Genomic DNA, 23,625 nt, shown 5'->3' on the forward strand with positions numbered 1-23,625 from the left:
GATAAACGTTTTCACAAAGAACAGTCAATTCTGTAAATTTTTACCTTAAAATGACACAAAATCTATAATTTGTTTCTCAAATCCTATAATTTGTTCCTTAAAAAGATATTATGAAAACGCTATTATATTTATGAAAGGAGCGAAACGAATGAAGAAGAAAAACGGGTTTTTTCAAAATGTATGGCGTTATAAGGCCTTAATCCTTATGGCGTTACCAGGATTTATCTGGTTTATATTTTTCTTCTATATACCAGTCTTAGCTAATGTGGTCGCATTTAAAGATTTTCATATTTCACCAGATGGTTTCTTAGCTAGTCTAAGAGAAAGTCCTTGGGTTGGTTTTGAAAACTTTAAATTTTTATTTGCGTCAAAAGATGCTTGGTTAATTACTAGAAACACCATTTTGTACAATGTCGTCTTTTTAGCCTTTAACTTATTCTTCGCGATTGCTTTTGCTATTATTATGAGTGAATTAAGAAATCGTCGCTTGGTTAAAGTTTATCACACGATGTCATTGCTACCATATTTCTTATCTTGGATGGTTATTAACTATTTTGTTTATGCCTTTTTAAGTCCAGATAAAGGGATTTTGAATCAATGGATTACTGGTAATGGCGGCACAATGATTAACTGGTATGCAGATCCACGTTGGTGGCCAGTAATTTTTGTCTTCCTAAATGTTTGGAAGAGCCTAGGCTACAACAGTATTATCTACTATGCTTCTGTGATGGGGATTGATCCGACATACTATGAAGCAGCGATGGTAGATGGTGCCAACAAATGGCAACAAATAAAAAATGTTACGATTCCACAAATTTTACCAATGATGTCTGTTTTATTAATTTTAAACATCGGCGGTATCTTCAGAGCAGACTTTGGTTTGTTCTACATCGTACCAAGAAACTCAGGTGCGCTTTACAACGTGACAAGTGTGTTAGATACCTATATTTACAATGGCTTAACGGCTACTGGTGATGTAGGCATGACGGCAGCTGCAGCGTTATATCAATCTGTCGTTGGGGCATGTTTGTTATTAATTGCGAATTTAGTTGTTCGTCGAATTGAACCAGATTCAGCACTATTTTAGGAGGAAGGATTATGAAAAAGAAAAAAGTCACTAGCGTTAACGTTCGATCCTTCAACCCGACAGCGAATTTGATTTTCAATATTGTCATTGCTATTTTTGCTATTTCCTGTGTGGTTCCGTTTTTCTTTGTTATTATGATTTCATTGACAAGTGAAGGATCATTAGCAGCAAACGGCTACCGGTTTTGGCCAAAAGAATTTTCATTGGAGGCCTATCGTTACATTTTCCAAGGGGCAATGAGTCAACGCATTATTCATGCCTTAGGGGTAACGGTCTTCATTACGGTGACAGGGACGATTGTCAATGCAACAATGACGTCATTATATGCCTATGTCATTTCTCGTTCCAACTTTCCATTTAAAAAATTCTTTACATTGTTTGCGTTAATTACAATGTTATTTTCACCAGGGATGGTTGCGAACTATTTAGTAATGACAAACTTATTGCAATTGAAAGATACAATTTGGGCGTTAATTTTGCCTTTAGCTTTAGGACCATTTAATATTTTAGTGATGCGAACGTTTTTCAAGAAAACCGTGCCTGACAGTATTATTGAATCGGCACGTATTGATGGCGCAAGTGAAATGCGCATTTTTGTCAGCATTGTGTTACCACTAGCCGTTCCAGGGATTGCCACAATTAGTTTGTTTGCGGCTTTGGGTTATTGGAACGATTGGTTCAATGCATTACTTTACATTCAAAAAGATACCTTGGTACCGTTACAGTATTTATTGATGAAAATTCAAAACAACTTAGAGTTCTTATCAAGAAGTACGGATATGGGTGCAGCAGCACAAGAAGGGTTAGGCGTTCTACCAAGTGAATCGGCTCGAATGGCGATTGTTGTCTTATCTACGTTACCAATTGCGTTAACTTACCCATTCTTCCAAAAATATTTCGTGGGTGGTTTAACAATCGGCGGCGTGAAAGAATAAAATTGTACAGGAGGAAATAAGGAATGAAAAAATGGCAAAAAGGATTAGCCGTAGCTGGCGCAGCAGCTTTAGCTGTAGGACTAAGCGCGTGCGGTAAATCTTCAAAAGATGCAGCGTCAAAAGGTGATGATAGTACACCAACGTTATTAATGTATCGTGTTGGGGACAAACCAGATAATTATGACCAATTAATCGATAATGCGAATAAAATTATCGAGAAAAAAATTGGGGCAAAATTAAAAATGGAATTTGTTGGTTGGGGCGATTGGGACCAAAAAATGTCAACAATCGTTGCTTCTGGTGAAAGCTATGATATTTCATTAGCACAAAATTATGCAATGAATGCACAAAAAGGCGCCTATGCTGATTTAACTGATTTAGCACCTAAATATGCAAAAGAAGCCTATGATCAATTGCCAGATAACTATATTAAAGGAAATACGATCAATGGAAAACTGTATGCGTTCCCAATTTTAGGTAACTCTTACGGTCAACAAGTTTTAACTTTTAATAAAGAATATGTCGATAAATACAATTTAGATATTAGTAAAGTTGATGGTAGTTATGAAAGTGCAACCGAAGTTCTAAAAGAATTCCATAAAAAAGAACCAAATATTGCCGCTTTTGCTATCGGCCAAACATTCTTTGCAACAGGTAATTATGACTTCCCTATTGGTAACCAATATCCATTTGCAGTAAAAACAACTGATACTGGCTCACCAAAAATTATTAACCAATATGCCGACAAAGACATGATTAATAACTTAAAAGTCTTACATCAATGGTATAAAGATGGCTTGATTCCAACAGATGCTGCTACAAGTACAACACCATATGACTTAAATACCAATACTTGGTTCATGCGTCAAGAAACACAAGGACCTATGGATTATGGTGATACAATCTTAACACAAGCTGCTGGCAAACCACTTGTTTCTCGCCCACTAACAGAACCATTAAAAACAACATCACAAGCGCAAATGGCTAACTATGTTGTTGCAAATACGTCTAAAAACAAAGAAAAAGCTGTTGAATTGCTAGGCTTATTAAACAGCAATCCAGAATTGTTAAACGGACTTGTTTATGGTGAAGAAGGCAAACAATATGAAAAAGTTGGCGATGATCGCGTGAAATTATTGAAAGATTACACACCAACAACTCATTTGAGTGCTTGGAACACAGGAAACAACTTAATCATTTGGCCAGAAGAATCTGTCACTGAAGAAATGGTTAAAGAACGTGATAAGAGCATCGAAGAAGCAAAAGATTCACCAATTCTTGGTTTCACTTTTGTAAATGATAAAGTGAAAACTGAAATCACTAACGTTGCTACAGTTATGAATCGTTACGCAGCAAGCTTAAATACAGGAACTGTTGATCCAGAAGAAACACTTCCAAAATTAATGGATGACCTAAAAACAGCTGGCTGGGATAAAGTTCAAAAAGAAATGCAAACACAATTAGACGAATATATCCAATCTCAAAAATAATCACAGGAGGCTGAGGCATTAGCTGAGCGCTTTTGGCTCAGCCTTTTACATAATAGAAAGGAAGAGGAAGATGGAAAGTACAGGGATTCAACGGTTGTTTTACCTTTCCTGGACAGTAATCAAACTAAATTTACTGTTTGTTTTATTTAGTTTAGCTGGAGGGATTATTTTTGGTGTTGGTCCAGCACTCCAAATGATGACTGATTTCATTTTGGAAGAGGGCATGAATTATCAAGCAATCACCGTTAAACGAGCATTTGAATCATGGAAAGCACATTTTAAAAGAAGTAACTGTTATTTTTTACTTTTTCTCTTCACTTTAGGATTTGTTTTTTATAATATTTATTTAGCCGTTCAATTTACCGGAATAATGTGGTTAATTATTACATTTATTTTATTTTTTGTTTCCCTAATACTCGTTATTTTTTACATTTATATGCTACTATATGAAGGAAGCTATTTTATCTCAACTATTGATTTAATGAAGCTTTCATTTATCAGTATCTTTTTAAACCTCGGTGTATTTTTTAAAGTCTTATTCGGTGTAATTAGTATCGTTGCTTTAACTTGGAAAATGAAAGGACTGCTACTATTTGCTTCGTTTGCCTTAATTATGATGTGGTGTGCCTATGTCACGCGTAAAAATCGCCAGTTTATTGATGGAAAGTTGGAACAAAATGAAGCGAATCTTCAAAAAACTGTTTAAAAAAAAATATTTATTAAATCGATTAGTACAAAAATACAGTCTACTGTTAACAAGTATTATTTTGTTAACGGTGGCTGCTTTGTGCGTTTATGTTACTTATACAATTAACTTATCAATTGATTCACAAAAAAATAATGCCGTTTCCCAAATTGACAGCTATGTAACGAATAAAAATAATGCAGCGACAAATATGATTAATGAATTAGCTGGCTCTGCAAGTAAAATTGAAAACATGCGAAAATATATGGAACTTTCTCCTCCTGAGTATTTTGACTATACTTACAGTCAATGGTCGGAAGATCGGGTCAGTACCCACTTTGGAAATAATTTAAGTACATTATTTAGCACCTTTCCTGACTTAGAAGAAGTGATTATTCGCTTAGATGAATTTGATCAGGTTTTGTTCGCCAATCGCACAGCTACAAATGGGAAAAAAATGGATATGTCATCAATTAAAAAACATGGCTTTCAACTAATGCGAATTATCTCCGATCCTTATACAGGACAACCGCTGGGAGAATTGTACACTGTGTTTTCAAGTCAAGAGTTGCTAGGCAACCAAGCAGACTTATTGAAAAAATCAGGTATTAATGCGTTTATCTATGATAGTGCTGGGAATCAAATTTTTTCTGAAAAAGCACAATTTACCAAAGAAGAAGAGCGGCAACTAGATAAAAGAATGCACACCGATAGTGACATTCAACAGGTTTTTCATAATCGCTACGATATTACGGAAATAGAAAGCCGTGGCCGGAGTACCATTCTCTTATTAACAAGCCGCCGAGTCTTATTTCAACAATTGTTTATGAATTATGCAGCCATTTTAGGGATTGGGTTACTTTTGATTGTTATTTTATTAGTGGGCTTAAACCGCCTATTTAAACGCTATTCTCAACAAGTCCAATTAATTTTAGAAGCGACACGAGCCATTGGCGATGGCAATTTAAAAGAACGAATTGACACGAATCAAGTTCAGGAAGAATTGAATGATATTGCTTCCGCGATTAATTTTATGGTAGACAGTTTAGATCAATACATTCACGATATTTATACTTTAGAAATTAAGCAACGCGATGCTCACATGAGAGCATTACAGTCACAAATTAATCCTCATTTTCTATATAATACGTTGGAATATATTCGTATGTATGCCTTGAGTCGGCAACAAGAAGAACTAGCTGATGTTGTCTATGCTTTTTCAACGCTACTTAGGAATAATATTAACCAAGAAAAAACCACGACCTTGGCAGAGGAAATCTCATTTTGCGAAAAGTATGTGTATTTGTATCAAATGCGTTATCCCGACCAATTTGCCTATAAGTTCGAAATAGAAGAAACAATTGCTGATGTTGAAATTCCTAAGTTTATCATTCAGCCGCTTGTCGAAAATTATTTTGTGCATGGAATTGACTATCAACGACAAGACAATGCTATCAAGGTCCACGCCTACCGAGAAGGCGAAAAAATTATTGTGGCTGTTGTGGATAATGGAAAAGGAATTACCGCCAATCGGTTAGAGGAAATTCGCGAACGTTTAAATCAAACAGAAATAGAAACGGAACAATCCATTGGGTTAAGAAATGTTCATGAACGTTTACAACGCTTTTTTGGGGAGAGTTATGGTTTAACCATTGAAGGGAAAGAAGGAGAAGGGACGACAATTCGTCTTTCGTTTGTAGCATAAGGGGTGAAAAGATGTATCGAGTGATGTTTGTTGATGATGAATATATGATTTTAGAAGGCTTAAAATGGATTATTCCTTGGCAAGAGTTAGGCTTTGAAATTGTTAAAACAGCGCGTAGTGCGCAAGAAGCATTGGCTTTTTTAGAAACAGAATCTATTGATGTTTTATTAACAGATATTACGATGCCGGAAATGAGTGGGATCGAATTAATTGAGCAAGCAAAGAAAAAAGGACATCAATTTATTAGTTTAATTTTATCAGGTTATCAAGAGTTTGATTACGTCAAAAAAGGCATGGCTTTGCAGGTCCAAGATTATCTTTTGAAACCAGTCAATAAGCAAGAACTATTAGCCAATATCCAGAGAATTAAAACAGAATTGGACCAACAAAAAAAATCCCATGCCCGCGTACGTCTATATCTAGAAAATGGCTTGATGCGTTGGCTTAATGATGAAATCAGCGAAGGGGAATACGAAGAGTTAATGCAGCAATTTGCGACTATAAAACCAGGTGATTTTACCGTTTTATTGGTTGAAGCTGAGATGCCATTTTTAGAAACAATCAAGGAACTATTTATGAAAAAAGGTCAACTGTTATTCATTGAAAGTTGGATGAGTACGTACCACCAATTGTTACTTATCTATAAAGGGGCCAGACAAGAAGCGTTCTTATTTATTCGTGAAATTGAAGCTATTCTAGCTGGTCAAGGTCAGATTTTTGTAGGGGAATCTGTCAATGAATGGGAAACGGTTTATGAAAGTTATGAGAAAGTAAAACAGTTGCAAGCAATTGAAACGTTCTATCAAGAATTTCTGCCAAATAATCAAAAAGAACAAATGAATCGTTCGGCAGAAGATTTTACTTTTCTAGCGTTTAACCAAGCCTTGATGATTGGAGATATGCAGACCATTCAACGGGAATTAGATGCCATTTTCAATCAGCTAAGTCAACAACACGCTACGCCAGAATATGTACGCTATGTAGTCTTCTTACTTTTTTCAGATATTTCCCGTCAGTATCCAACTGTGTTAGAAGAAAACTATGAAAAAATCGTGGAAGAAATTCGAGCCAGCAACAATCTTAATACACTGTATGCGTTAATGCAGCAAGTCTTAGCAGAAGTGAAAAATAAACCTAAAATAAAAAAATATTCAGAAAGTGTTAGCCAAGCTGTAGAAAGAATTGAACAAGGCTATTTAGAAGAATTAAACTTAAAAACGGTGGCGGATGAGCTTCATTTGAATCCTAGTTATTTAGGCCAAATTTTCAAAAAAGAAACCAAGCGGAGTTTTTCTCAATATTTGAATCAAGTGCGTACCAAGCATGCCCAAAAATTATTATTGTACACGGATGATACAATCAACGAAATTTCAGAAAAAGTAGGATTTAACAATACCAACTATTTTTCAAAAATGTTTAAAAAATTAAATGGAATTACGCCAAAAGAATTTCGAGAGCAATACCAATCAAATTACGCAGGTGTCGAAGAATAAAAAGAAAGATGTTCAATTTTTATGAACATCTTTCTTTTTATTATTTTTCCGTACTTAATGAAAACGGTCGTTCTGCTGTGTTTTGTGGATTCGGGACGATCCCTAATTGATAATCTAAAGTCCCGCCATTTAATAGTTCTTGATGAGTAAAATAAGGCGCAGTATGTTTTTCTTGGTTTAACTGAATTTCATGAATAAATTGTTGTTGGACTTTGTTTGGTGATGTCTGAATGGTTAATTGTTTACCATTTGACAGTTTTACTTCCGCCGTCTGGACTAAAGGCATCCCGATTACATATTCACCAGTTCCTGGTGTGACGGGATAAAAGCCTAAGCTATTAAAAATATACCAAGCAGACATGCTACCATTGTCTTCATCACCTGGATAGCCAGTTGGTGAAGCATCAAATGTTTGCATTAGTTGTTTTAAAAGTGGTTGAGCCATCTCTGGTTTGCCGATGTAGCTGAATAGAAACGGATAATGGAAACTTGGTTGATTTGAGATGGCTAATTGACCAAAATCAATTGCCGCCATTTCACTCATTTCATGAATTTCAAAACCATAGCCTTCAACGTTAAAGTTAGGCGCTTGATTGCATAGCTGAATTAATTTTTTTTCGAAAGCTAACTCGCTACCATATAGCTTAATCAAACCTGCAAAATCTTGATAAACCGCAAAACTTGATTGCCAAGCACTTCCTTCGGCGTAATCTTTGCCCCAACGAATATCTAAAAAGTCAGGACGGAAATTGCCTTCAGTATCCTTTGCTTGCATAAAGCCAGTTTCAGGATTAAAAAGTTGTTGATAATTCAAGGCTTGTTGACGATAAAACGTTGCGGTTTCTGAATCATTCAGTGTTTTTGCAACTTGTGAAATGCAGAAATCGCTGTACGCATAATCTAAGGTATGATTGACAGATTCATGATAGGTTGAAGGAACATAGCCATATTTTAGATAATCCAGAGTTCCTTGACGTCCATAATTTTCTCGTTCGCTTTGTTGTGTAGCGCCTTTTTTCATCGCTTCTAGGAACTGAGGCATCAAGTCAGGACGAATCTTTTTCAAGGCGGCATCAGCAATGACAGCGTCAATCAAGGTGCCGGGCATTAAACCACGCTCATCTGGAGATAACCATTTTGGCAAGAAACCTGTTTCGTTGTAACTATTTAAAAAGCCTTCTAGCATCTCTTCGTATTTTTCTTGAGCAATTAGTGAGAACAATGGGTAAACCGTTTTATAAGTATCCCAAAAGCCATTATTGGTATATAGTACACCAGGACGAACCGTTTGTGAGAACGTATCATAATGAATCGGCTGCTGATTTTCGTCCAATTCATAAAAGGTTTGCGGAAATAGGAATGTTCGATACAGTGTATGATAAAACGTTTTAGTATGTTCAGGATTTTCATGCGTTACTTTAAGGCGATCGAAATAATTATGCCAATCTGCGATTCCTTGTTGCAGCATCTCAGTAGAACGCAAAGAGATTTCTCGCGCTAAATTTAACTGCGCTTGTTTTTCAGAAATAAATGAACTACTAAAATGAACAACTTGTTGAGCAATATTTCCAAAAGAAAGAAGGATTTTGCCATCTTCGCCTGAAGAAGGGGCAAACCATTTGGTTAAAGGCTGTTCAAAATGAAGCACGAAATAAAAACTAAAATCTGGATCTTCACAACCAGAATAGTTGATGACTTTTACAGCCACTTGATGGTTATCTAATTGTTTTACTTGATAACGTCCAGGCAGAGTTAGTAGTAAGTGATTATCTTTTTGTTGATAATCAATGGTTAAGATACCACCATACATGCTTGGAATTAATTGAGAAGTTATTTGATAGCGTAATTGAGTTAAGTTAATTTCGACAGGAGAAAAAAGACTTTCTTCTGGACGATAAGAACTTTGGGCATGGAATAAAGAAAGTTCCGACAATGAACCACTGACAGGGGTCATTAATAAATGGCTAAAATCACCCATCCAAGGACTTGGTTGATGCGTTACTCGATAGCCTTGAAATGTTCGATCTTCTGGATGAAACCACCAGCTGCCTTTTTGGTCAGTTGTTTGCGGGGCGTAAAAATTCATCCCAAATGGCACGCCAGTATAGGGTAGACAATTTCCATTTGAAAAACTATGTTGGTTGGCAGTTCCGTGTCGCGTATCAATCGCTTGAATATTCATGAAAGTAGCTCCTTTGTTTTAAATGATATATCATATAGGCTGATTATAGCACAAAAAACAATAAATGAAAGCGTATTTATTTGCTTTTTTATTTATTTTTAACGAATTGGTATATTCAATTTGGAGAGGGAATTGACAAGCATGTTACAATGGATAAGGAATCGATATTGGAGTGATCGTTATTTATTTTTTTAGTACAAAAAGTCAGCAATTTTTTGCGTATGTTTGGGCTATTTTCCCAGTCATCGCCTTTTTTTTGGTTAGTTTTTATACATTGGATTTTTTATTTTCCCCAAGCTATTTAATTATGGTGCCTGTATTTACTATTATGTTTAAAATTAACTATAAAAAAGATTATTCGTTTGTAGCGCTGCTCAAAATGAGTATCAGGCAATTTGTGATCAGTTTTTTAGCATTTATAGCTAGTAGTTCCTTTAGCTGGTCTATTATTTTAAATAGTAGTGTGACATTTTTAATTGTTTATTTATTTTATTCATCTGCGACACCGATGCGGTATCATAGTTATTTGATGATGTTTACGTTTTGTCAGTTAATCCAGGTTAAAGGAAATACATTTTTGATGCAATCTCAAGTTGTGGCCTTTTTAATTGGTCTTTTTTTATTGGCTTTAACACTAAACGCTTGGTGGCAAACAGGATTAAGTCAGTTAACCAGCTTAAAGAGTAGAGGCCATAAAAGCATTCAATTAAATATGAAACAACAAAAATTGGCGGTTATTAATTTCTGGCACGACTTACAACAGACTTTTTTTGGGATTACAAGTTTCAAACAATTTTTAGAAAGTCCTGACGAAAGGGTGCAACGATTTCGTTTAGCTATTCGTATGAGTTTCACCATTACGCTGAGTTTTATTTTAATGTGGAGTGTAGGAGGCATTAAAATAATTTGGATTCCGATGAATGTTTTTCTACTCTTGCATCCAGTGAAAGCAGAAATGAACACGCGTATTAAGACACGTTTTTGGGGGACTCTTTTAGGATGTTTCCTTAGTCTGTTTGTTGTCAATTGGCTTCAATTGCCACTGACACACCTCGTTGTTTCTAGTTTGATTGGCATTTTTGTTTATTCCCTAAAACCAGGAACCGTGTTACAAGTGACAATGGCAACGATTTTTGGGTTATGTTTGGCAACAATTAGTTTACGAGGGATGTACGCCGCAGAGTTGCGGGTCTCTTTTGTATTATTGGCAATTTTTGTTGTTTGCTTAATTGATTTAGGTTTATTTGTTTATCAGCGTATTTTACGTTTTTAAAAAGTGTGGCACAGAGGGTTATTTACCCGTTGTGCCACACTTTTTAATTTTCTAAATTCGTTAATTTTTCCAAGTAATGATTTTCTATTTGCGGAAAATCTATTTTTTCTGGTGCTGCATCAGGGGTTTCAAGTACTTGCTTCAAGCGGTTGAGAACAATTGACCAACCAGCGATATCTTTATGGCGAGGTGTTGTAAAATTTTCTGGGAGAGATTCTGAGAAGACTAACAGGGTCTGATGAGGTGCTTGTTCTTTTAAGTCAAAATAGATGATACCAGTATCCCAAGTCACGCCCAGATATTTTTCCTCTGCATAATCAGTGAAAGGCATCGTTTCTTCAAAATCGGGCAGAATAAACCGCCAAAACCCGTTAACACCTAATTCACCAATCTCTAATTCTGGAAACCATTGTTTTAGCTTGTCTGTCTCAGTTAAGTAGCGCCAAATCGTTTGAGGGCTGGCTGAAATTGCCCGTTCTGTACCAAAATAAATCGTCTGGTTTTCTAAGCGAAAGGTATCTTTCATTTTGTTTCTCTCCTTTATTTATTATTCATGAAGTTCTAAAGGTAGTCCATCTGGATCAAAAAAGAAGGTCATTTTTTCACCCGTAAAATCATCTACTCGTAGCGGTTCTGTTTCAATTCCTTGCTCATTTAAAAAAGCAATCACTTCTTCAATATGTTCAACTTTAAAAGCTAAATGACGTAATCCTAAAGCTTCAGGATAAGAGGGGCGAGCGGGAAATTGATCAGAAATGAAAATTTCCAATTCTTGGCTGCCTAATTTTAAATCTAATTTAATATCGTTTTTTTCGGGACGATGATTTTCGCGAAGAACTTCAAAGCCCAACTTTTCGACATAAAAATTTTTAGTTGCTTGATAATTTGAGGCATTGATTGCCACATGATGAATTTCTTTAAAAAACATTTTTCATACTCCTTTTCGTTTTTTCCCTCTGTAGTATAGCAATAAAGAAGCAGCTAAAAAAGCGTTCTGTTTGACTCTTTAAGAAAAGACAAGGGATTTGTAAAAAAATAAAATTATTTTTTCGAAAGAAAGCGCTTGCCAAAAAAAGAATAATCGAGTATGATGTATATACAACTTAATTGTATATACAAGTTTGAGAGGAGAATGTAAAATGGGTAAGTTTCAAAGCGATGCACAACAGTTGTTGAAAGCAGTAGGAGGCAAAGAAAATATTTCAGCTGTTTCTCATTGTGCAACTCGAATGCGTTTTGTATTAAAAGATCCAAAAAAAGCGGATGTACCTGTGATTGAAGATATTCCTTCTGTAAAAGGAACCTTTACCAATGCTGGACAGTTTCAAGTAATTATTGGGAATGAAGTCCCACAATTTTATAATGATTTTTCTGCAATTTCCGGTTTAGAAGGGGTTTCAAAAGAAGAAGGGAAAGCAGCTGCCAAAAGTAATTTGAGTCCTGTTCAACGAGTTGTTTCTGTTTTAGCTGAGATTTTTACACCATTGATTCCTGCGCTTGTTATCGGGGGATTGATTTTAGGGTTCCGCAATATTTTGGAAGGGGTTCCATTTGGCTTTCTTGATGGTCAAACAATCGTGGAAGTTTCTCAATTTTGGAATGGAGTCAATTCATTCTTATGGTTAATCGGCGAAGCAATTTTCCACTTCTTGCCAGTTGGGATTACGTGGAGTATTACGAAGAAAATGGGAACCACACAAATTTTGGGGATTGTCCTAGGGATTACATTAGTCTCACCACAACTTCTGAATGCTTATTCAGTTGCGACGACTAAAGCAGCAGAAATTCCTTTCTGGGATTTTGGGTTTGCTCAAGTTAACATGATTGGTTATCAAGCGCAAGTTATCCCAGCCATGTTAGCCGGCTTCTTACTTGCCTATCTTGAAATTTTCTTTAGAAAAGTGATTCCTCAAGCAATTTCAATGATTTTTGTCCCATTGTTTGCTTTAGTACCAACAGTATTGGCTGCACATGTCATTTTAGGACCAATCGGTTGGACGATTGGTAGTTGGGTTTCTGATATTGTGAATGCAGGATTAACGTCAACATTTAATTGGTTATTTGGCGCCGTCTTTGGCTTTATGTACGCACCATTAGTTATCACTGGGTTGCATCATATGAGTAATGCGATTGATTTACAGTTGATTGCTGACTTTCAGTCAACCAACTTATGGCCAATGATTGCTTTATCAAATATTGCACAAGGTTCAGCAGTTTTAGCGGTTATCTTTATGCATCGTGGAAACAAAAAAGAAGAACAAGTTTCGATTCCAGCAATGATTTCTTGTTACCTAGGTGTGACTGAACCAGCGATGTTTGGGATCAACTTAAAATATGTTTATCCATTTGTTGCGGGCATGATTGGTTCAGCAATGGCAGGAATGTTTGCCACTTTAATGGGCGTTCGTGCGACAAGTATCGGCGTCGGTGGCTTGCCAGGAATTTTATCTATTGTGCCACAATATTACTTGCCGTTTTTAGGCGCAATGGTGATTGCCATTATCGTACCAATGGGCTTAACTTATATTTTCAGAAAGAAAGGCATTTTTAATAAAGTCGATCCAGTTGATGAAGCAACAGGGATGTTATACAGCGAAGAAGGGTAATCGCTTTTTGAAGTAAAGAAGAATTCGTAGAAAAATGTCTACGAATTCTTCTTCTTTTTATAGAAACTATTGGCTTTTTTCTCTCTTTCAGTTAGACTAAAAAGGTTGAGAAAAGGAGAGCGTAAAAATGGATATTTATTTAAAAAAAGCAATTTTACACATTATTGATCGAGAAACTGGGACGCCGGTTTTTTCTGAAAAGGAACTAGATTTAACCACCGAGTATATTCGAACGTATTTAACTGCAAAAATTTCAAAACTTTCGACTGCACAAACAAAGACTGGAACATTGGCGGAAAATAGTTACTTTGTTGACACGTTACGTGGGATTCCTAGTGATTTTATAAAGAAAAGCCAAGAAGTTACCCAACATTGGTATGATGTTTATTCAGGAAGCGAAGATGCGCCTAGTGCTGATATTTTGTTCATTTTATATGAATTAGATACGGTGTTACATGTCGCAATGATTAAATTAAACTATAAAGAAAGTTACACGCATTACGTCGACTATGAAGAAGAATCCGTTTATAACAAACTGATTATCAATCGAGCAATTTTGTCTTCAAAATCACAAAAACCAGATGAAGGGATTACGGTTGACTTAGATACATTAGCGTTTGAATTACTAGAGAAAAGATATGAATTTTCAGGAGAAAAAATCTGGTATTTCTCTGAAAAAGTGATTGAGACGCAAGCGGCGCCTTCCATGGAAGAAAATATCAAAGAAATTAAAAAAGCAGTCAAACGTATTGGAAAGAAATTTAACGAAGATGAGTTTGAACTAATGGCTTCTGTAAAAGAAGCGGTATATGATAGCATTGAGGAAACGGGAACGATTGACAATGAGCAGATTGCTGAGCAAGTATTTAAAGAAAATGTATCAGCTAAATTAGCTTACCAAGAAGAAGTGAATGAGTCGAAGTTTGTCGACAAAACACCGCCAGTCAGAGAATCTCGCGAAATTTCTGAAAAGAAATTTGGCAAACAGAAGTTAAAAATGGATAACGGTATTGAATTAATTGTTCCGTTAGATGTTTACCGCAATGGCGATTTAATTGAATTTGTTAATAATCCAGATGGCACAGTGTCCATTATGCTAAAAAATATCGAAAAAATTAGTAATCAATTATAAAGAAAAAACCGTTGGTCGCTTGCCAACGGTTTTTTCTTTATTTTAATTTTTCTAAAGCTTTTTCAGGGACTTCTTTTTCTGTCACTTCATTCCAGCTGATCACGCCTTTACGGGGATTAACTTTCAATTTTAGATAGGCTTTCATATGCAAAGGTTGATCACGGGATTCGTTTAATTCCACGGTTTTTTCTTCACCGTTTTTATTAAACGCAGGTTGTTGATAGTAATAAATGGTCATTGCTTCACCAGAATTTGTTTTTTCATCTTTCTTTTCACCAGATGTTGTGATTTGTGTATAATAGGCTTCTCCACCGTAATAGTAATTATAAACGCCCCAGCTACCACCGGCTAAAATGACTATGGGAATTAATATTTTTAGTAATGTTTTCATTTTCCTCACCTCAAGGAATAGTATGCCTTTTTTTTAGGAAATTTGCCATATTTTTTTCCGTTAATTGAGTGACAATTTTGTTAGTTTCGGCACTTTCTTGAAAAATTCATCATTTTTTTAAACAAAAGACAACGTTTGTCGCTCCCTTTTTTTCACTATCATGCTACAATAAAGAAAAAAAGATGGAGGTAGAGGACAATGATGCCCTTTTATTTTGGAATCGATCCAACCTATATATTGGTAATTATCGGAATTGCGATTTCTGGTGCGGCCTCCGCATATGTTAACAGTACCTTTCGTAAATATGATCAAGTACGAAGCAGTAAACATGTTACAGGCACGCAGGCAGCACAATATATTTTACAAAAAGAACAAATTAATGATGTTGGAGTTCAGCAAATTGCTGGTGATTTAACTGACAATTATAATTCTGGAAACAAAATGTTGAGCTTATCCGAAGCCACTGCTCAATCGACATCGGTCGCGGCTATTGGCGTGGCGGCTCATGAATGCGGACATGCGGTACAAGATCATACGAACTATGTGCCTTTACGTCTTCGTGCAGCTATTGTTCCAGTTGCCAACATCGGTTCAACCATTTCCTTTCCACTAATTTTGATTGGTGTTTTATTTAGTTGGAATCAAACATTAATCAACATTGGAATTTTGGCTTTTTCATTAGCCTTGATTTTTCAATTGGTGACTTTACCGGTGGAGTTTAATGCGTCTAGACGTGCATTAAGTATTCTTTCTGAAGGTGGGTTATTAACAGAAGAAGAAGTCCCAATGGCCAGAAAAGTTCTTTTTGCAGCTGCACTTACCTACGTAGCAGCGGCGCTTTCGACCTTTTTACAACTTTTACGTTTGGTTATTTTATTTGGTGGCAATAACCGACGAGACTAAGTGCTAGTAAAGGTCTTTCTATTACGCATAAAAGTAATAATATGTTATGATTAAAGTAGAAAATAACAGAGGAGCTGAAGGAAATGAAAGCATCAACAAAAATTGGTATCGGTTTAAGCATTGCTGCAGTTGCAAGTGTCTCTGTTGCAGTCATCGCTTCTGAAAAAATTATTAAGAAGGTATCTCATGTTTCCAATCGTTATAAAGTTAAAAAGTTTGTAGACGATAAATTTGATGGAAACCAAAAATTATTATCGATTGTCGATGATTTATCCGATGATGAATTAGATTCTGTTTTAAATGTTGTTGATCGTGTGAAAGATGGCGGTTCAAAATTAGCTGAATATGGCGAAAAAGTTAAAGACAATACAGATTCTTTAAAAGAACGTTTTTTCACATTTATTGAAGATGCAATGAAGTAAAAAAGATGGCCTAGGCCATCTTTTTTTTATAAAAATAATTCTTTTGTTTCAACATAATAGCCTCTGCCACCAACTAGAACTTGATCAATTGTCTTTTGGGATGTAGTGTTCAAACGCACTAAGACTTCTGAAGGAGCGTTTAAGGTATAACCTTGGGCAAAGGTGTAATTGGTTTTTTGTAAAATTTGGTGATGGTACAGATAACAAGCTAACGCACCATTTGATGTACCAGTAGCGGCTTCTTCATCGATGTCATAAAGGGGTGCAAAATTCCTACAAATGATATTTTCTTCAGATAAAGCAAAAAGATGCATCCCAATAACTCCATACTTTTGACTAAGTAACTTAATTTTTTCAAAGTTTGGTTGTAAATCCTGTAATAATTGCGCATTTTTAATGGGAACCAAAATATCTTTTAGACCCGTTGACACAATCTGGATAGGAAAAGCAGTTGCCACTGCGTTTAAATCAAAGCAGCCGCTCAATTCTTCTAAAGTGAGCGTATCATAAAAAGTTGGGACAGTTTGTTCCATAAATAGTTGTTCACCGTTCGCCGTGATTGCGAGCAAACCGCTGTTCGTTTCGATTGTATATTCTGTTTGCAATAATTTATTTAAGTGCTTCATTATGGTGAAAGCGCCAATTGTCGCGTGGCCACATAAGTCGACTTCTTCTTTTGGTGTAAAATATTCAAGGCGGAAATCAGCAATCTTTGAGTCTGAAATAAAAGCAGTTTCTGCAAATCCTAGTTCTTTGGCGATGGCCATTTTTTGGGTTCTCGTTAAGGGCTGTGTCATAAAAACAACGCCTGCTTTGTTGCCACCTTCGTGGTTTTTACTAAATGCACTAGCGACATATGCGGTAATTTTCATTGGAACGCCTACTTTCTAATTGGGAATAAAAAACATACGAGTAAAAAATGGACGTACTACTTTCTTAATAACAAATAACAAAAGATTAAATCATCCATTTTTTTTAAAGATAAGCCAGTTTGTTCAAAAAACTTTTCCAACCGATAGTGTAAAGTATTTCGATGCATAAATAAATCTTTTGCAGTGGAGCTGATATTGCCTTGATTTTTCCACAAAGCGCTGATGATTGGCTGAATATCGGTGTCTTTATTTAATAAACGACGATAATACTCAACAAGTACATTTTGGCTCATGGCTTCCTTGGTAAAATAGTGGAGGGCAACATCAGTTAAACTAAAAACAGTCGTCCGACTAGAGGAATTAAGTTCTTCTGAAAAAATACGTTGTTCTTCATGGAAACAACGCCGGAGAATGTCTTCAGAGGAATAAAAATTGCCAACAAATACAGCACTAGTGCAATCAAAGTCTGTATCTAATGTTAAAAAAATCCCTTGAATTTCTTCTTGTTGAAAGGTATTTTTTGACTGTTCTTCAACTAAAATATACATATTATTACTTGGACTGAAACAATCAACTGTATCTGGAAACATCTTTGTTAAATTAAATTGCCATTCAGCTTGTAATTCTTTTGTGACATTCGTTTGAATTTGCAACATACGAAAGGTCCCTTCGGCAGGTAATTTTGCCTGTTGAAATAAGTAACTGAACCAAGGATGGTTACCAGTAATTGTTGGGTTTTCAGAAATCGGGAAAAGCGCTTCCAACAAATGCTGTTCTTTAATACTTAAGAAAGCTTTATTCACAATGAAAAATTGGTCGTCAACAGGAATTGAATAGGTGGCTTCGGAACCAATTGTTTTTGATAAATAGCCTTTGGGATAAAGCTGAGATAAATTTTCAATAATCATAGACACACCTCACTGATTTATTGTACCATGAAGCAAGACAGAAGTTTAGTGGGAAAAAGCCGAAAGGTGGAAATTAATTGGGAAAAAAAGAAACAACGTTAACACAAGAAGAAAAAGAATTTTTTATGCGAGAAGCCATTGCAGAAGCGAAAAAAGCAGAAGGTTTGGCTGAGGTGCCTATTGGAGCTGTGATAGTTCGGCAAGGGGAAATTATTGGCCGCGGGCATAATCTGAGAGAAGCACGGCAAGAAGCAACGGCGCATGCAGAAATGTATGCAATCCAGGAAGCGTGTCGCGGGATAGAAAATTGGCGTCTAGAAGAAACCCAATTATTTGTAACTTTAGAACCTTGTCCAATGTGTAGTGGGGCGATGCTTTTGGCACGAATTCCAGAAGTTTATTATGGTGCAACCGATCCTAAAGCAGGCACTGCTGGGACTTTGATGAATTTATTAGAAGATGAACGCTTCAATCATGTGGCCTATGTCGAAGCAGGCGTTTTAGAAGAAGAGTGTCGCTTATTGCTAGTTCAGTTCTTTAAAAAGTTACGGGCAAAGAAAAAAGAAGAGAAACTTTTAAAAAATCAAAAGAAAGACTAGTCAAAAGAATAAAAATACGTTATACTAGGTTTTGCCGAAAGGCTAGGACAATGGCGGGCTAGTGAATTGTGTCAGATCCGGAAGGAAGCAGCACTAAGCAAGTGCCGCCATGTGTCTGATTGAATAAGGAACGTATCAAGGCTGAGAAGCCTTTTTTATTTTATCTAAAATTAAAAAGACAGGAAAGTTGGTCGCTTTCCTGTCTTTTTTTGTGGATTCAAGATAATACAGCAGCTGCTAAAGCTTGTTGAATAGCAACAATATCTTTATCTTTTCTAAATTGAAGACTTACTGAAGGTAACTCAGCACTTGAAATCCATATCTTTAGTTCTGCATCTAGGTCGAAATGTCCACTAGTTTCAACAGAAAAGCGTGAAATAGATTTGTAGGGAATCGATTTATAATCAACTTTTTTACCTGTAATTCCTTGTTTATCGACTAAAATTAAGCGTTTATCTGTAAAGACAATTAAATCTCTTACTAAAGTGAAGGCCATATCTACTTTTTCGTTAGGGATTAAAACATCCCGTAATTCTTTTTCAGCTGTTTCATTGTTATTTTGTGTTGCATTCCCTAATAAACCATCAAATAATCCCATGTTAATTCTCCAATTCTACTTTTTTGAAAAAAATTCTTTTATTTAAAAGTAAACTTATATCGTGTAAAAGAATCCGCTTTCAATTTGATTATAACGTTAAAGGTCCTTCGAATGCAATTGATTTTTTAGCATAAGAAAGTGAGGCCTAAATCGCTGCAACTTAGGCCTCACTTTCTAAATTTTAAAAGAACCTACTGAATAAAAGCAGTTTCTTCTTATTTCTTGGAGCTAAAAACTTTGGTTTCAACATTTGGTAGGACTATGCCCAATCGCCATTTCTAAAAACTGGAACAATCGTCCCGTCTTCCTTAATGCCGTCAATATTCATTTTGTCAGATCCTACCATAAAGTCCACATGTGTTTGGCTACGATTTAAACCAGCTTCAGCTAATTCTTCTTCGCTCATCTCCGTGCCACCTTGTAAGTTGAAGGCATAGGCCGAACCAAAGGCTAAATGATTAGAGGCATTTTCATCAAACAATGTATTATAAAAAATCAAACCGGATTGTGAAATTGGTGAAGGGTCTGGTACTAAAGCAACTTCTCCTAAGTGTTTGGCACCTTCATCAATAGCTAAGAGATTTTTCAATGCTTCTTCGCCTTGTTCAGCTGAGAAGTCAACAACTTTTCCATCTTTAAATGTAAATTTCATTCCCAAAATGATTGTGCCAGCATAACTTAGTGGTTTTGTACTAGAAACATAACCATCAACGCGGCGACTATCTGGGGCAGTGAAAACTTCTTCTGTTGGCATATTAGCCATAAATTCTTCCCCACGCGCGTTATAACTACCAGCGCCTTCCCATAAATGGTTTTTAGGTAAGCCAATCGTTAAATCTGTCCCAGGAGCTGTGTAGTGTAAAGCAGTAAATTGTTGTTCGTTTAATTCAGCCGCTTTTTCTTGTAATTTTTTATCATGGATATCCCAAGCAATGACTGGGTTTTCTTCATAAATTCGTGTTGTTTTGAAAATTTCATTCCAAAGTGCATCAACTTGTTCTTCACTTGTTGCTAACTCTGGAAAGACTTTAGCTGCCCAGCCTTCACTAGCAGCAGCTACAACAGTCCAACTTACTTTGTTGGCTTGCGTTGCTTTTCGTAGGTTGACCAATGCTTTCCCATTAGCCGCTTGGAAAGCTGCTACACGTTGTGCATCCACGCCAGCTAATGCATCAGGATTAGAAGAAACCACGCTAATTCGGCTTGCGCCTTTGGCAATCCAATCATCGGTTTGATCAATTTTATATTGAGGAACATTTTCAATACGATCAGTTGCAGCATGAGCTAAAAATTCACGTTGAATGGTTTCGTCGCTCCATTGAACAATTACTTCGGCCGCGCCTAAGCGATAAGCTTCTTCCGTAATTAAGCGGGCAAGGGGCGCTTGATCGACACTGATTTGTAAAACAACCGTATGATTGTCCTGAACATTGACACCCGTTTCAGCAATTAAACGTGCATATTTCTTTAGATTTTCATTAAAATTCTCTAAGGTCATTCGTGATTCCTCCTTCAATTTGATGGGTAATGACTGCTCATATCATAACACGGAAGAGCGGGGAACTCAACGAAATAAAGCCTTTATCAACTGTTATTTTAAGTTGGGGTAAAAGTTGTCGTGCTCCCGCTCAGTGAACTTTTGTACAAAGAGTTGTTCTAATTTTGCATAATAGAAAAATCGTGTTACAATAACCATAAGCATTTATTTGGAAGCGTTGTATATGAATGAATAAAGGGGATAGGGAATTATGGCAAGAAAAAAAACCATTACGAAAGAGCAGATTTTAACAGCTGCCTATGAAGTAGTCGCCACTGAAGGATTTTCGAAGTTCACTGCACGTAATATTGCTAATAAAATGAAATGTTCCACCCAACCGATTTATTTGGAATTTAAAAACATGGATGATTTACGCGATGCTTTATTCCAAAAAATTCATAAATACTTAGCGAAAGAAGTATTTCCAGTAAAACATACCGGGAATACAATTGTTGATTTGGCTTTAAACTATATTCATTTTGCGACAAGTGAAAGTAAGTTATACCGTGCGCTTTATTTAGAAGAATATGGTGGCGGCAAAAAAATGCAAGAATTCTCTTATCACTATTTTACTGAAGCGGTAAAAGCTGATCCTGAGTATGCTAATTTAAACGATGTTCAAATTGACTCTTTACACATGGGAACATGGGTGGTCGCAACGGGTGTGGCTGCATTGATGACTTCTGGAATTATCCATCCTTCAGAAGAACAAATCATTCATTTAATGAAAGATAGTATTGAAGCAATTCTTGAACGAGATGAACCAATTGATATTGACCTATAAAAATTAAAAAAAGTGTAACCTCATGCTGATAACTTCTGTGAGGTTACAGCAAAAGACTGTTTCTTAAAAGAACGGTCTTTTTTTGTTAAGTGTATTAATGGTAGATTATTCGCAACCATGCTACAGTAAAGAAGAGAAATAGAAAGGGGCAAAAAACATGAACCGAGTGAAAGATAAGCGTTTATGGCTAAGTATTGTAGGAATTACCGGACTAGGGCTCTTGTCGGGCTTATTTTCAGTAAATGCGAGAGAATATTATCAAGTGTTGAGATTACCAAGTTTTGCTCCGCCAGGCTGGTTATTTGGACCAGTGTGGTTGGTGTTGTATATTTTTATGGGCATTACTTTTTATTTCATCTTAGTTCATCCAAATAAACAACAGAAAAAACGGATGATTACGCTATTTATTTTACAATTTATTGCAAACTTTTTCTGGACGTTTTTCTTTTTTTCTTTACAAAATAATTTATTATCTGTGATTGATATCTCATTGTTATGGCTATTATTAATAGTTCAACAGTGGGACTACTTGCGTTATAAATTAATAACGCGTGGCTGGTTGATGATTCCTTATATTCTTTGGGTTACTTTTGCGGCAGCTTTAAATTACAGTATTTTATTTTTAAATTAGGAATATCAAAACACCAGAGAAAAATGGAAACTAGCCATTTTTCTCTGGTGTTTTTTTATTAATGACTTTAGTCAGTTGAAATCTCTAAAGAGATTTCGACAAAAAAACCACGCGTACTGCGCGTGGAGGCCAGAGCTTTAGCGATAAAAACTCCTTTCGATATAATAGATAAAGGCTACCAACCGTTATCAAATCGAAAGGAGTTTTTGAATGTCGAACGACGATAAAAGTTTAGCACATACTCGTTGGAATTGTAAGTATCATCTTGTGTTTACACCAAAATATAGAAGAAAAGTAATCTATGGTCAATTGAGGCGAGATATAGGGAAAATACTAAGGAAATTGTGTGAGATGAAAGAAATCGAAATCATTGAAGCGCATGCAATGCCCGACCATATCCATATGTTGGTAAGAATTCCGCCGAAGTTGAGTGTATCAGGTTTTATGGGTTTCTTAAAAGGAAGAAGTGCAGTAATCATTCATGAACGTCATGCGAATTTAAAATACAATTATGGAAATCGATCCTTTTGGTCAAAAGGCTATTATGTGAGCACTGTAGGATTGAACCAAAAAACGATAGCTAAGTATATACGAGAACAAGAAGCAGAAGATCGAGTAAGGGATAGTATAAACAAAAGAGAGTATAAAGATCCATTTAGGAAGTAACAACTAGATAAGAATAGAATGGTAGCGGTTGGCAGTCTCTAAAAAAGCTCCCTTAAAGGGAGCAGCAGGTAGCGAGCCCTTCTAGGGCTATTAAATATCCACCCGCTATGCGGGTGGATATTTACTTATTTCAACGTAGTTATTCTGCGGCAGTTGCTAATTTTTTTGCAAATTCTTCTAAACGTTGGATGTCGTCTTCTTCAGCGGCTAAATCAACTTTAACGCTGTCGGCGCCTTTTTTTGCCCCAATTTGAGTAAAGACTGCTTCGAAGTCGTCCACCGATTTACAAAAATCATCATAAAACGTGTCTCCTGAACCACAAACGCCGAAGATTTTTCCTGATAAATCAATCTCTTGTAAGTCTTCATAAAAGTCGACAATTTCATCAGGTAAATCGCCATCGCCATACGTATATGTAGCTACTACACAGATATCGGCCTCTTCAAAATCAGCGGCATCGACTTGCGTACACTCATCAATTTCGACCTCTAATTCTAAATCTTCAAATGCTTCTGCAACAATGTCGGCAATTTCTTCTGTATTCCCAGTCATGCTTGCATACACAATTTTAGCTAACGTCATAAACTTTCTTCCCCCTCATACAATTCTGTCACTTATTATAGCAGATGCGCATTTCTTATAAAAGACTAGCGAGTGCTTTTATTAAGGGACTTTTTGAAAATTGGTGTTTGAACAATCTTTTTTGCAAAAAATGTGATAAAATA

Annotated in this window: 24 protein-coding genes and 1 other RNA gene; 16 read left to right on the forward strand and 9 right to left on the reverse strand. The window is 36.0% G+C overall.

What is annotated here, in order from left to right:
* Positions 1 to 130 precede the first annotated feature (130 nt).
* The 6 genes from IGI80_RS15200 (at position 131) to IGI80_RS15225 (ending at position 7,395) form a co-directional block, all read left to right on the forward strand.
* Positions 131 to 1,087, forward strand: a complete 957-nt coding sequence (locus IGI80_RS15200; protein ID WP_002356852.1) for an ABC transporter permease — start codon at positions 131 to 133, stop codon at positions 1,085 to 1,087.
* Positions 1,088 to 1,098: 11 nt separating this feature from the next.
* Positions 1,099 to 2,022: a carbohydrate ABC transporter permease gene (locus IGI80_RS15205; RefSeq protein WP_002359877.1), complete on the forward strand. Its 924-nt coding sequence runs from the start codon at positions 1,099 to 1,101 to the stop codon at positions 2,020 to 2,022.
* Positions 2,023 to 2,045: 23 nt separating this feature from the next.
* Complete coding sequence (locus IGI80_RS15210; RefSeq protein WP_438724122.1) at positions 2,046 to 3,512, forward strand: ABC transporter substrate-binding protein; 1,467 nt, start codon at positions 2,046 to 2,048, stop codon at positions 3,510 to 3,512.
* A 70-nt stretch (positions 3,513 to 3,582) separates the two neighbouring features.
* Positions 3,583 to 4,218 (forward strand): YesL family protein, encoded by a 636-nt coding sequence (locus IGI80_RS15215; protein ID WP_002362905.1) that lies wholly within the window; start codon positions 3,583 to 3,585, stop codon positions 4,216 to 4,218.
* Complete coding sequence (locus tag IGI80_RS15220; RefSeq protein WP_438724265.1) at positions 4,172 to 5,902, forward strand: sensor histidine kinase; 1,731 nt, start codon at positions 4,172 to 4,174, stop codon at positions 5,900 to 5,902. Before IGI80_RS15215 ends, IGI80_RS15220 begins: the two co-directional genes overlap by 47 nt.
* Before the next feature lie 11 nt (positions 5,903 to 5,913).
* Positions 5,914 to 7,395, forward strand: a complete 1,482-nt coding sequence (locus IGI80_RS15225; protein WP_002359882.1) for a response regulator transcription factor — start codon at positions 5,914 to 5,916, stop codon at positions 7,393 to 7,395.
* Positions 7,396 to 7,435: 40 nt separating this feature from the next.
* Here IGI80_RS15225 and IGI80_RS15230 read toward each other — a convergent pair whose 3' ends face one another.
* Entirely contained in the window at positions 7,436 to 9,577 is a 2,142-nt protein-coding gene (locus IGI80_RS15230; RefSeq protein WP_438724123.1) for a GH92 family glycosyl hydrolase, read from the reverse strand.
* 172 nt (positions 9,578 to 9,749) lie between these two features.
* Between IGI80_RS15230 and IGI80_RS15235 the strand changes: the two genes are divergently transcribed.
* On the forward strand, positions 9,750 to 10,850 hold the full coding sequence (locus IGI80_RS15235; protein WP_438724124.1) for an FUSC family protein: 1,101 nt from the start codon (positions 9,750 to 9,752) through the stop codon (positions 10,848 to 10,850).
* 43 nt (positions 10,851 to 10,893) lie between these two features.
* On the opposite strand, the gene IGI80_RS15240 is transcribed toward IGI80_RS15235, so the two are convergent.
* Together IGI80_RS15240 and gloA2 are read right to left on the reverse strand one after the other, a co-directional pair.
* Positions 10,894 to 11,376 carry an SRPBCC family protein gene (locus IGI80_RS15240; protein WP_010713246.1) on the reverse strand — a complete coding sequence of 161 codons (483 nt, stop codon included), beginning with the start codon at positions 11,374 to 11,376 and terminating at the stop codon, positions 10,894 to 10,896.
* Between the two features lie 21 nt (positions 11,377 to 11,397).
* Positions 11,398 to 11,778, reverse strand: coding sequence for an SMU1112c/YaeR family gloxylase I-like metalloprotein (gene gloA2 / locus IGI80_RS15245; RefSeq protein WP_002356864.1), 381 nt, complete (start codon positions 11,776 to 11,778; stop codon positions 11,398 to 11,400).
* A 211-nt stretch (positions 11,779 to 11,989) separates the two neighbouring features.
* Between gloA2 and treP the strand changes: the two genes are divergently transcribed.
* Positions 11,990 to 13,456: a PTS system trehalose-specific EIIBC component gene (treP, locus tag IGI80_RS15250; RefSeq protein WP_002383776.1), complete on the forward strand. Its 1,467-nt coding sequence runs from the start codon at positions 11,990 to 11,992 to the stop codon at positions 13,454 to 13,456.
* Positions 13,457 to 13,583: 127 nt separating this feature from the next.
* Complete coding sequence (locus IGI80_RS15255) at positions 13,584 to 14,588, forward strand: nucleoid-associated protein (protein WP_438724125.1); 1,005 nt, start codon at positions 13,584 to 13,586, stop codon at positions 14,586 to 14,588.
* A 37-nt stretch (positions 14,589 to 14,625) separates the two neighbouring features.
* Here IGI80_RS15255 and IGI80_RS15260 read toward each other — a convergent pair whose 3' ends face one another.
* Complete coding sequence (locus IGI80_RS15260) at positions 14,626 to 14,979, reverse strand: YxeA family protein (protein WP_438724126.1); 354 nt, start codon at positions 14,977 to 14,979, stop codon at positions 14,626 to 14,628.
* 198 nt (positions 14,980 to 15,177) lie between these two features.
* Between IGI80_RS15260 and IGI80_RS15265 the strand changes: the two genes are divergently transcribed.
* Complete coding sequence (locus IGI80_RS15265; protein ID WP_002384290.1) at positions 15,178 to 15,882, forward strand: zinc metallopeptidase; 705 nt, start codon at positions 15,178 to 15,180, stop codon at positions 15,880 to 15,882.
* An 83-nt stretch (positions 15,883 to 15,965) separates the two neighbouring features.
* Entirely contained in the window at positions 15,966 to 16,304 is a 339-nt protein-coding gene (locus IGI80_RS15270; RefSeq protein WP_002356871.1) for a hypothetical protein, read from the forward strand.
* Positions 16,305 to 16,330: 26 nt separating this feature from the next.
* On the opposite strand, the gene IGI80_RS15275 is transcribed toward IGI80_RS15270, so the two are convergent.
* Both IGI80_RS15275 and IGI80_RS15280 read right to left on the reverse strand, forming a co-directional pair.
* Positions 16,331 to 17,176, reverse strand: a complete 846-nt coding sequence (locus IGI80_RS15275) for a PhzF family phenazine biosynthesis protein (RefSeq protein ID WP_010710597.1) — start codon at positions 17,174 to 17,176, stop codon at positions 16,331 to 16,333.
* A gap of 56 nt (positions 17,177 to 17,232) precedes the next feature.
* Positions 17,233 to 18,084, reverse strand: a complete 852-nt coding sequence (locus IGI80_RS15280; RefSeq protein WP_002383772.1) for a PucR family transcriptional regulator — start codon at positions 18,082 to 18,084, stop codon at positions 17,233 to 17,235.
* Positions 18,085 to 18,161: 77 nt separating this feature from the next.
* Here IGI80_RS15280 and tadA point away from each other — a divergent pair, with 77 nt between their 5' ends.
* A complete protein-coding gene (gene tadA / locus IGI80_RS15285; RefSeq protein ID WP_002362126.1) occupies positions 18,162 to 18,683 on the forward strand; it encodes a tRNA adenosine(34) deaminase TadA in 522 nt (173 codons plus the stop codon).
* A gap of 39 nt (positions 18,684 to 18,722) precedes the next feature.
* Positions 18,723 to 18,809: signal recognition particle sRNA small type (gene ffs / locus IGI80_RS15290), an RNA gene on the forward strand.
* A gap of 91 nt (positions 18,810 to 18,900) precedes the next feature.
* Here the strand turns inward: ffs and IGI80_RS15295 are convergent.
* Positions 18,901 to 19,281 carry a PH domain-containing protein gene (locus IGI80_RS15295; RefSeq protein ID WP_002356881.1) on the reverse strand — a complete coding sequence of 127 codons (381 nt, stop codon included), beginning with the start codon at positions 19,279 to 19,281 and terminating at the stop codon, positions 18,901 to 18,903.
* Positions 19,282 to 19,540: 259 nt separating this feature from the next.
* Positions 19,541 to 20,779, reverse strand: coding sequence for an aminopeptidase (locus IGI80_RS15300; RefSeq protein ID WP_438724127.1), 1,239 nt, complete (start codon positions 20,777 to 20,779; stop codon positions 19,541 to 19,543).
* A gap of 250 nt (positions 20,780 to 21,029) precedes the next feature.
* Here IGI80_RS15300 and IGI80_RS15305 point away from each other — a divergent pair, with 250 nt between their 5' ends.
* The 3 genes from IGI80_RS15305 (at position 21,030) to tnpA (ending at position 22,899) form a co-directional block, all read left to right on the forward strand.
* The gene (locus IGI80_RS15305) at positions 21,030 to 21,602 is read left to right on the forward strand and encodes a TetR/AcrR family transcriptional regulator (protein WP_002356883.1); all 573 of its coding nucleotides are present in this window, start codon (positions 21,030 to 21,032) and stop codon (positions 21,600 to 21,602) included.
* A gap of 157 nt (positions 21,603 to 21,759) precedes the next feature.
* A complete protein-coding gene (locus IGI80_RS15310; protein ID WP_023894516.1) occupies positions 21,760 to 22,233 on the forward strand; it encodes a TspO/MBR family protein in 474 nt (157 codons plus the stop codon).
* Between the two features lie 210 nt (positions 22,234 to 22,443).
* Positions 22,444 to 22,899, forward strand: a complete 456-nt coding sequence (tnpA, locus tag IGI80_RS15315) for an IS200/IS605 family transposase (protein ID WP_438724128.1) — start codon at positions 22,444 to 22,446, stop codon at positions 22,897 to 22,899.
* 139 nt (positions 22,900 to 23,038) lie between these two features.
* Here tnpA and IGI80_RS15320 read toward each other — a convergent pair whose 3' ends face one another.
* The gene (locus IGI80_RS15320) at positions 23,039 to 23,482 is read right to left on the reverse strand and encodes a flavodoxin (RefSeq protein WP_002356885.1); all 444 of its coding nucleotides are present in this window, start codon (positions 23,480 to 23,482) and stop codon (positions 23,039 to 23,041) included.
* Positions 23,483 to 23,625: the final 143 nt, after the last annotated feature.

The organism is Enterococcus sp. DIV1420a (assembly GCF_051712165.1).
In the GTDB taxonomy this organism is placed as follows: domain Bacteria; phylum Bacillota; class Bacilli; order Lactobacillales; family Enterococcaceae; genus Enterococcus; species Enterococcus faecalis.

Coding starts and splice junctions, on each gene's coding strand:
- IGI80_RS15200 (WP_002356852.1), top strand. CDS start 131: ATGAAAGGAGCGAAACGAATGAAGAAGAAAAACGGGTTTTTTCAAAAT.
- IGI80_RS15260 (WP_438724126.1), bottom strand. CDS start 14,979: ATGAAAACATTACTAAAAATATTAATTCCCATAGTCATTTTAGCCGGT.
- IGI80_RS15275 (WP_010710597.1), bottom strand. CDS start 17,176: ATGAAAATTACCGCATATGTCGCTAGTGCATTTAGTAAAAACCACGAA.
- IGI80_RS15220 (WP_438724265.1), top strand. CDS start 4,172: ATGGAAAGTTGGAACAAAATGAAGCGAATCTTCAAAAAACTGTTTAAA.
- IGI80_RS15210 (WP_438724122.1), top strand. CDS start 2,046: ATGAAAAAATGGCAAAAAGGATTAGCCGTAGCTGGCGCAGCAGCTTTA.
- IGI80_RS15300 (WP_438724127.1), bottom strand. CDS start 20,779: ATGACCTTAGAGAATTTTAATGAAAATCTAAAGAAATATGCACGTTTA.
- IGI80_RS15205 (WP_002359877.1), top strand. CDS start 1,099: ATGAAAAAGAAAAAAGTCACTAGCGTTAACGTTCGATCCTTCAACCCG.
- gloA2 (WP_002356864.1), bottom strand. CDS start 11,778: ATGTTTTTTAAAGAAATTCATCATGTGGCAATCAATGCCTCAAATTAT.
- IGI80_RS15295 (WP_002356881.1), bottom strand. CDS start 19,281: ATGGGATTATTTGATGGTTTATTAGGGAATGCAACACAAAATAACAAT.
- IGI80_RS15270 (WP_002356871.1), top strand. CDS start 15,966: ATGAAAGCATCAACAAAAATTGGTATCGGTTTAAGCATTGCTGCAGTT.
- IGI80_RS15255 (WP_438724125.1), top strand. CDS start 13,584: ATGGATATTTATTTAAAAAAAGCAATTTTACACATTATTGATCGAGAA.
- IGI80_RS15240 (WP_010713246.1), bottom strand. CDS start 11,376: ATGAAAGATACCTTTCGCTTAGAAAACCAGACGATTTATTTTGGTACA.
- IGI80_RS15280 (WP_002383772.1), bottom strand. CDS start 18,084: ATGATTATTGAAAATTTATCTCAGCTTTATCCCAAAGGCTATTTATCA.
- tnpA (WP_438724128.1), top strand. CDS start 22,444: ATGTCGAACGACGATAAAAGTTTAGCACATACTCGTTGGAATTGTAAG.
- IGI80_RS15265 (WP_002384290.1), top strand. CDS start 15,178: ATGATGCCCTTTTATTTTGGAATCGATCCAACCTATATATTGGTAATT.
- IGI80_RS15310 (WP_023894516.1), top strand. CDS start 21,760: ATGAACCGAGTGAAAGATAAGCGTTTATGGCTAAGTATTGTAGGAATT.
- treP (WP_002383776.1), top strand. CDS start 11,990: ATGGGTAAGTTTCAAAGCGATGCACAACAGTTGTTGAAAGCAGTAGGA.
- IGI80_RS15305 (WP_002356883.1), top strand. CDS start 21,030: ATGGCAAGAAAAAAAACCATTACGAAAGAGCAGATTTTAACAGCTGCC.
- IGI80_RS15215 (WP_002362905.1), top strand. CDS start 3,583: ATGGAAAGTACAGGGATTCAACGGTTGTTTTACCTTTCCTGGACAGTA.
- IGI80_RS15225 (WP_002359882.1), top strand. CDS start 5,914: ATGTATCGAGTGATGTTTGTTGATGATGAATATATGATTTTAGAAGGC.
- IGI80_RS15230 (WP_438724123.1), bottom strand. CDS start 9,577: ATGAATATTCAAGCGATTGATACGCGACACGGAACTGCCAACCAACAT.
- IGI80_RS15320 (WP_002356885.1), bottom strand. CDS start 23,482: ATGACGTTAGCTAAAATTGTGTATGCAAGCATGACTGGGAATACAGAA.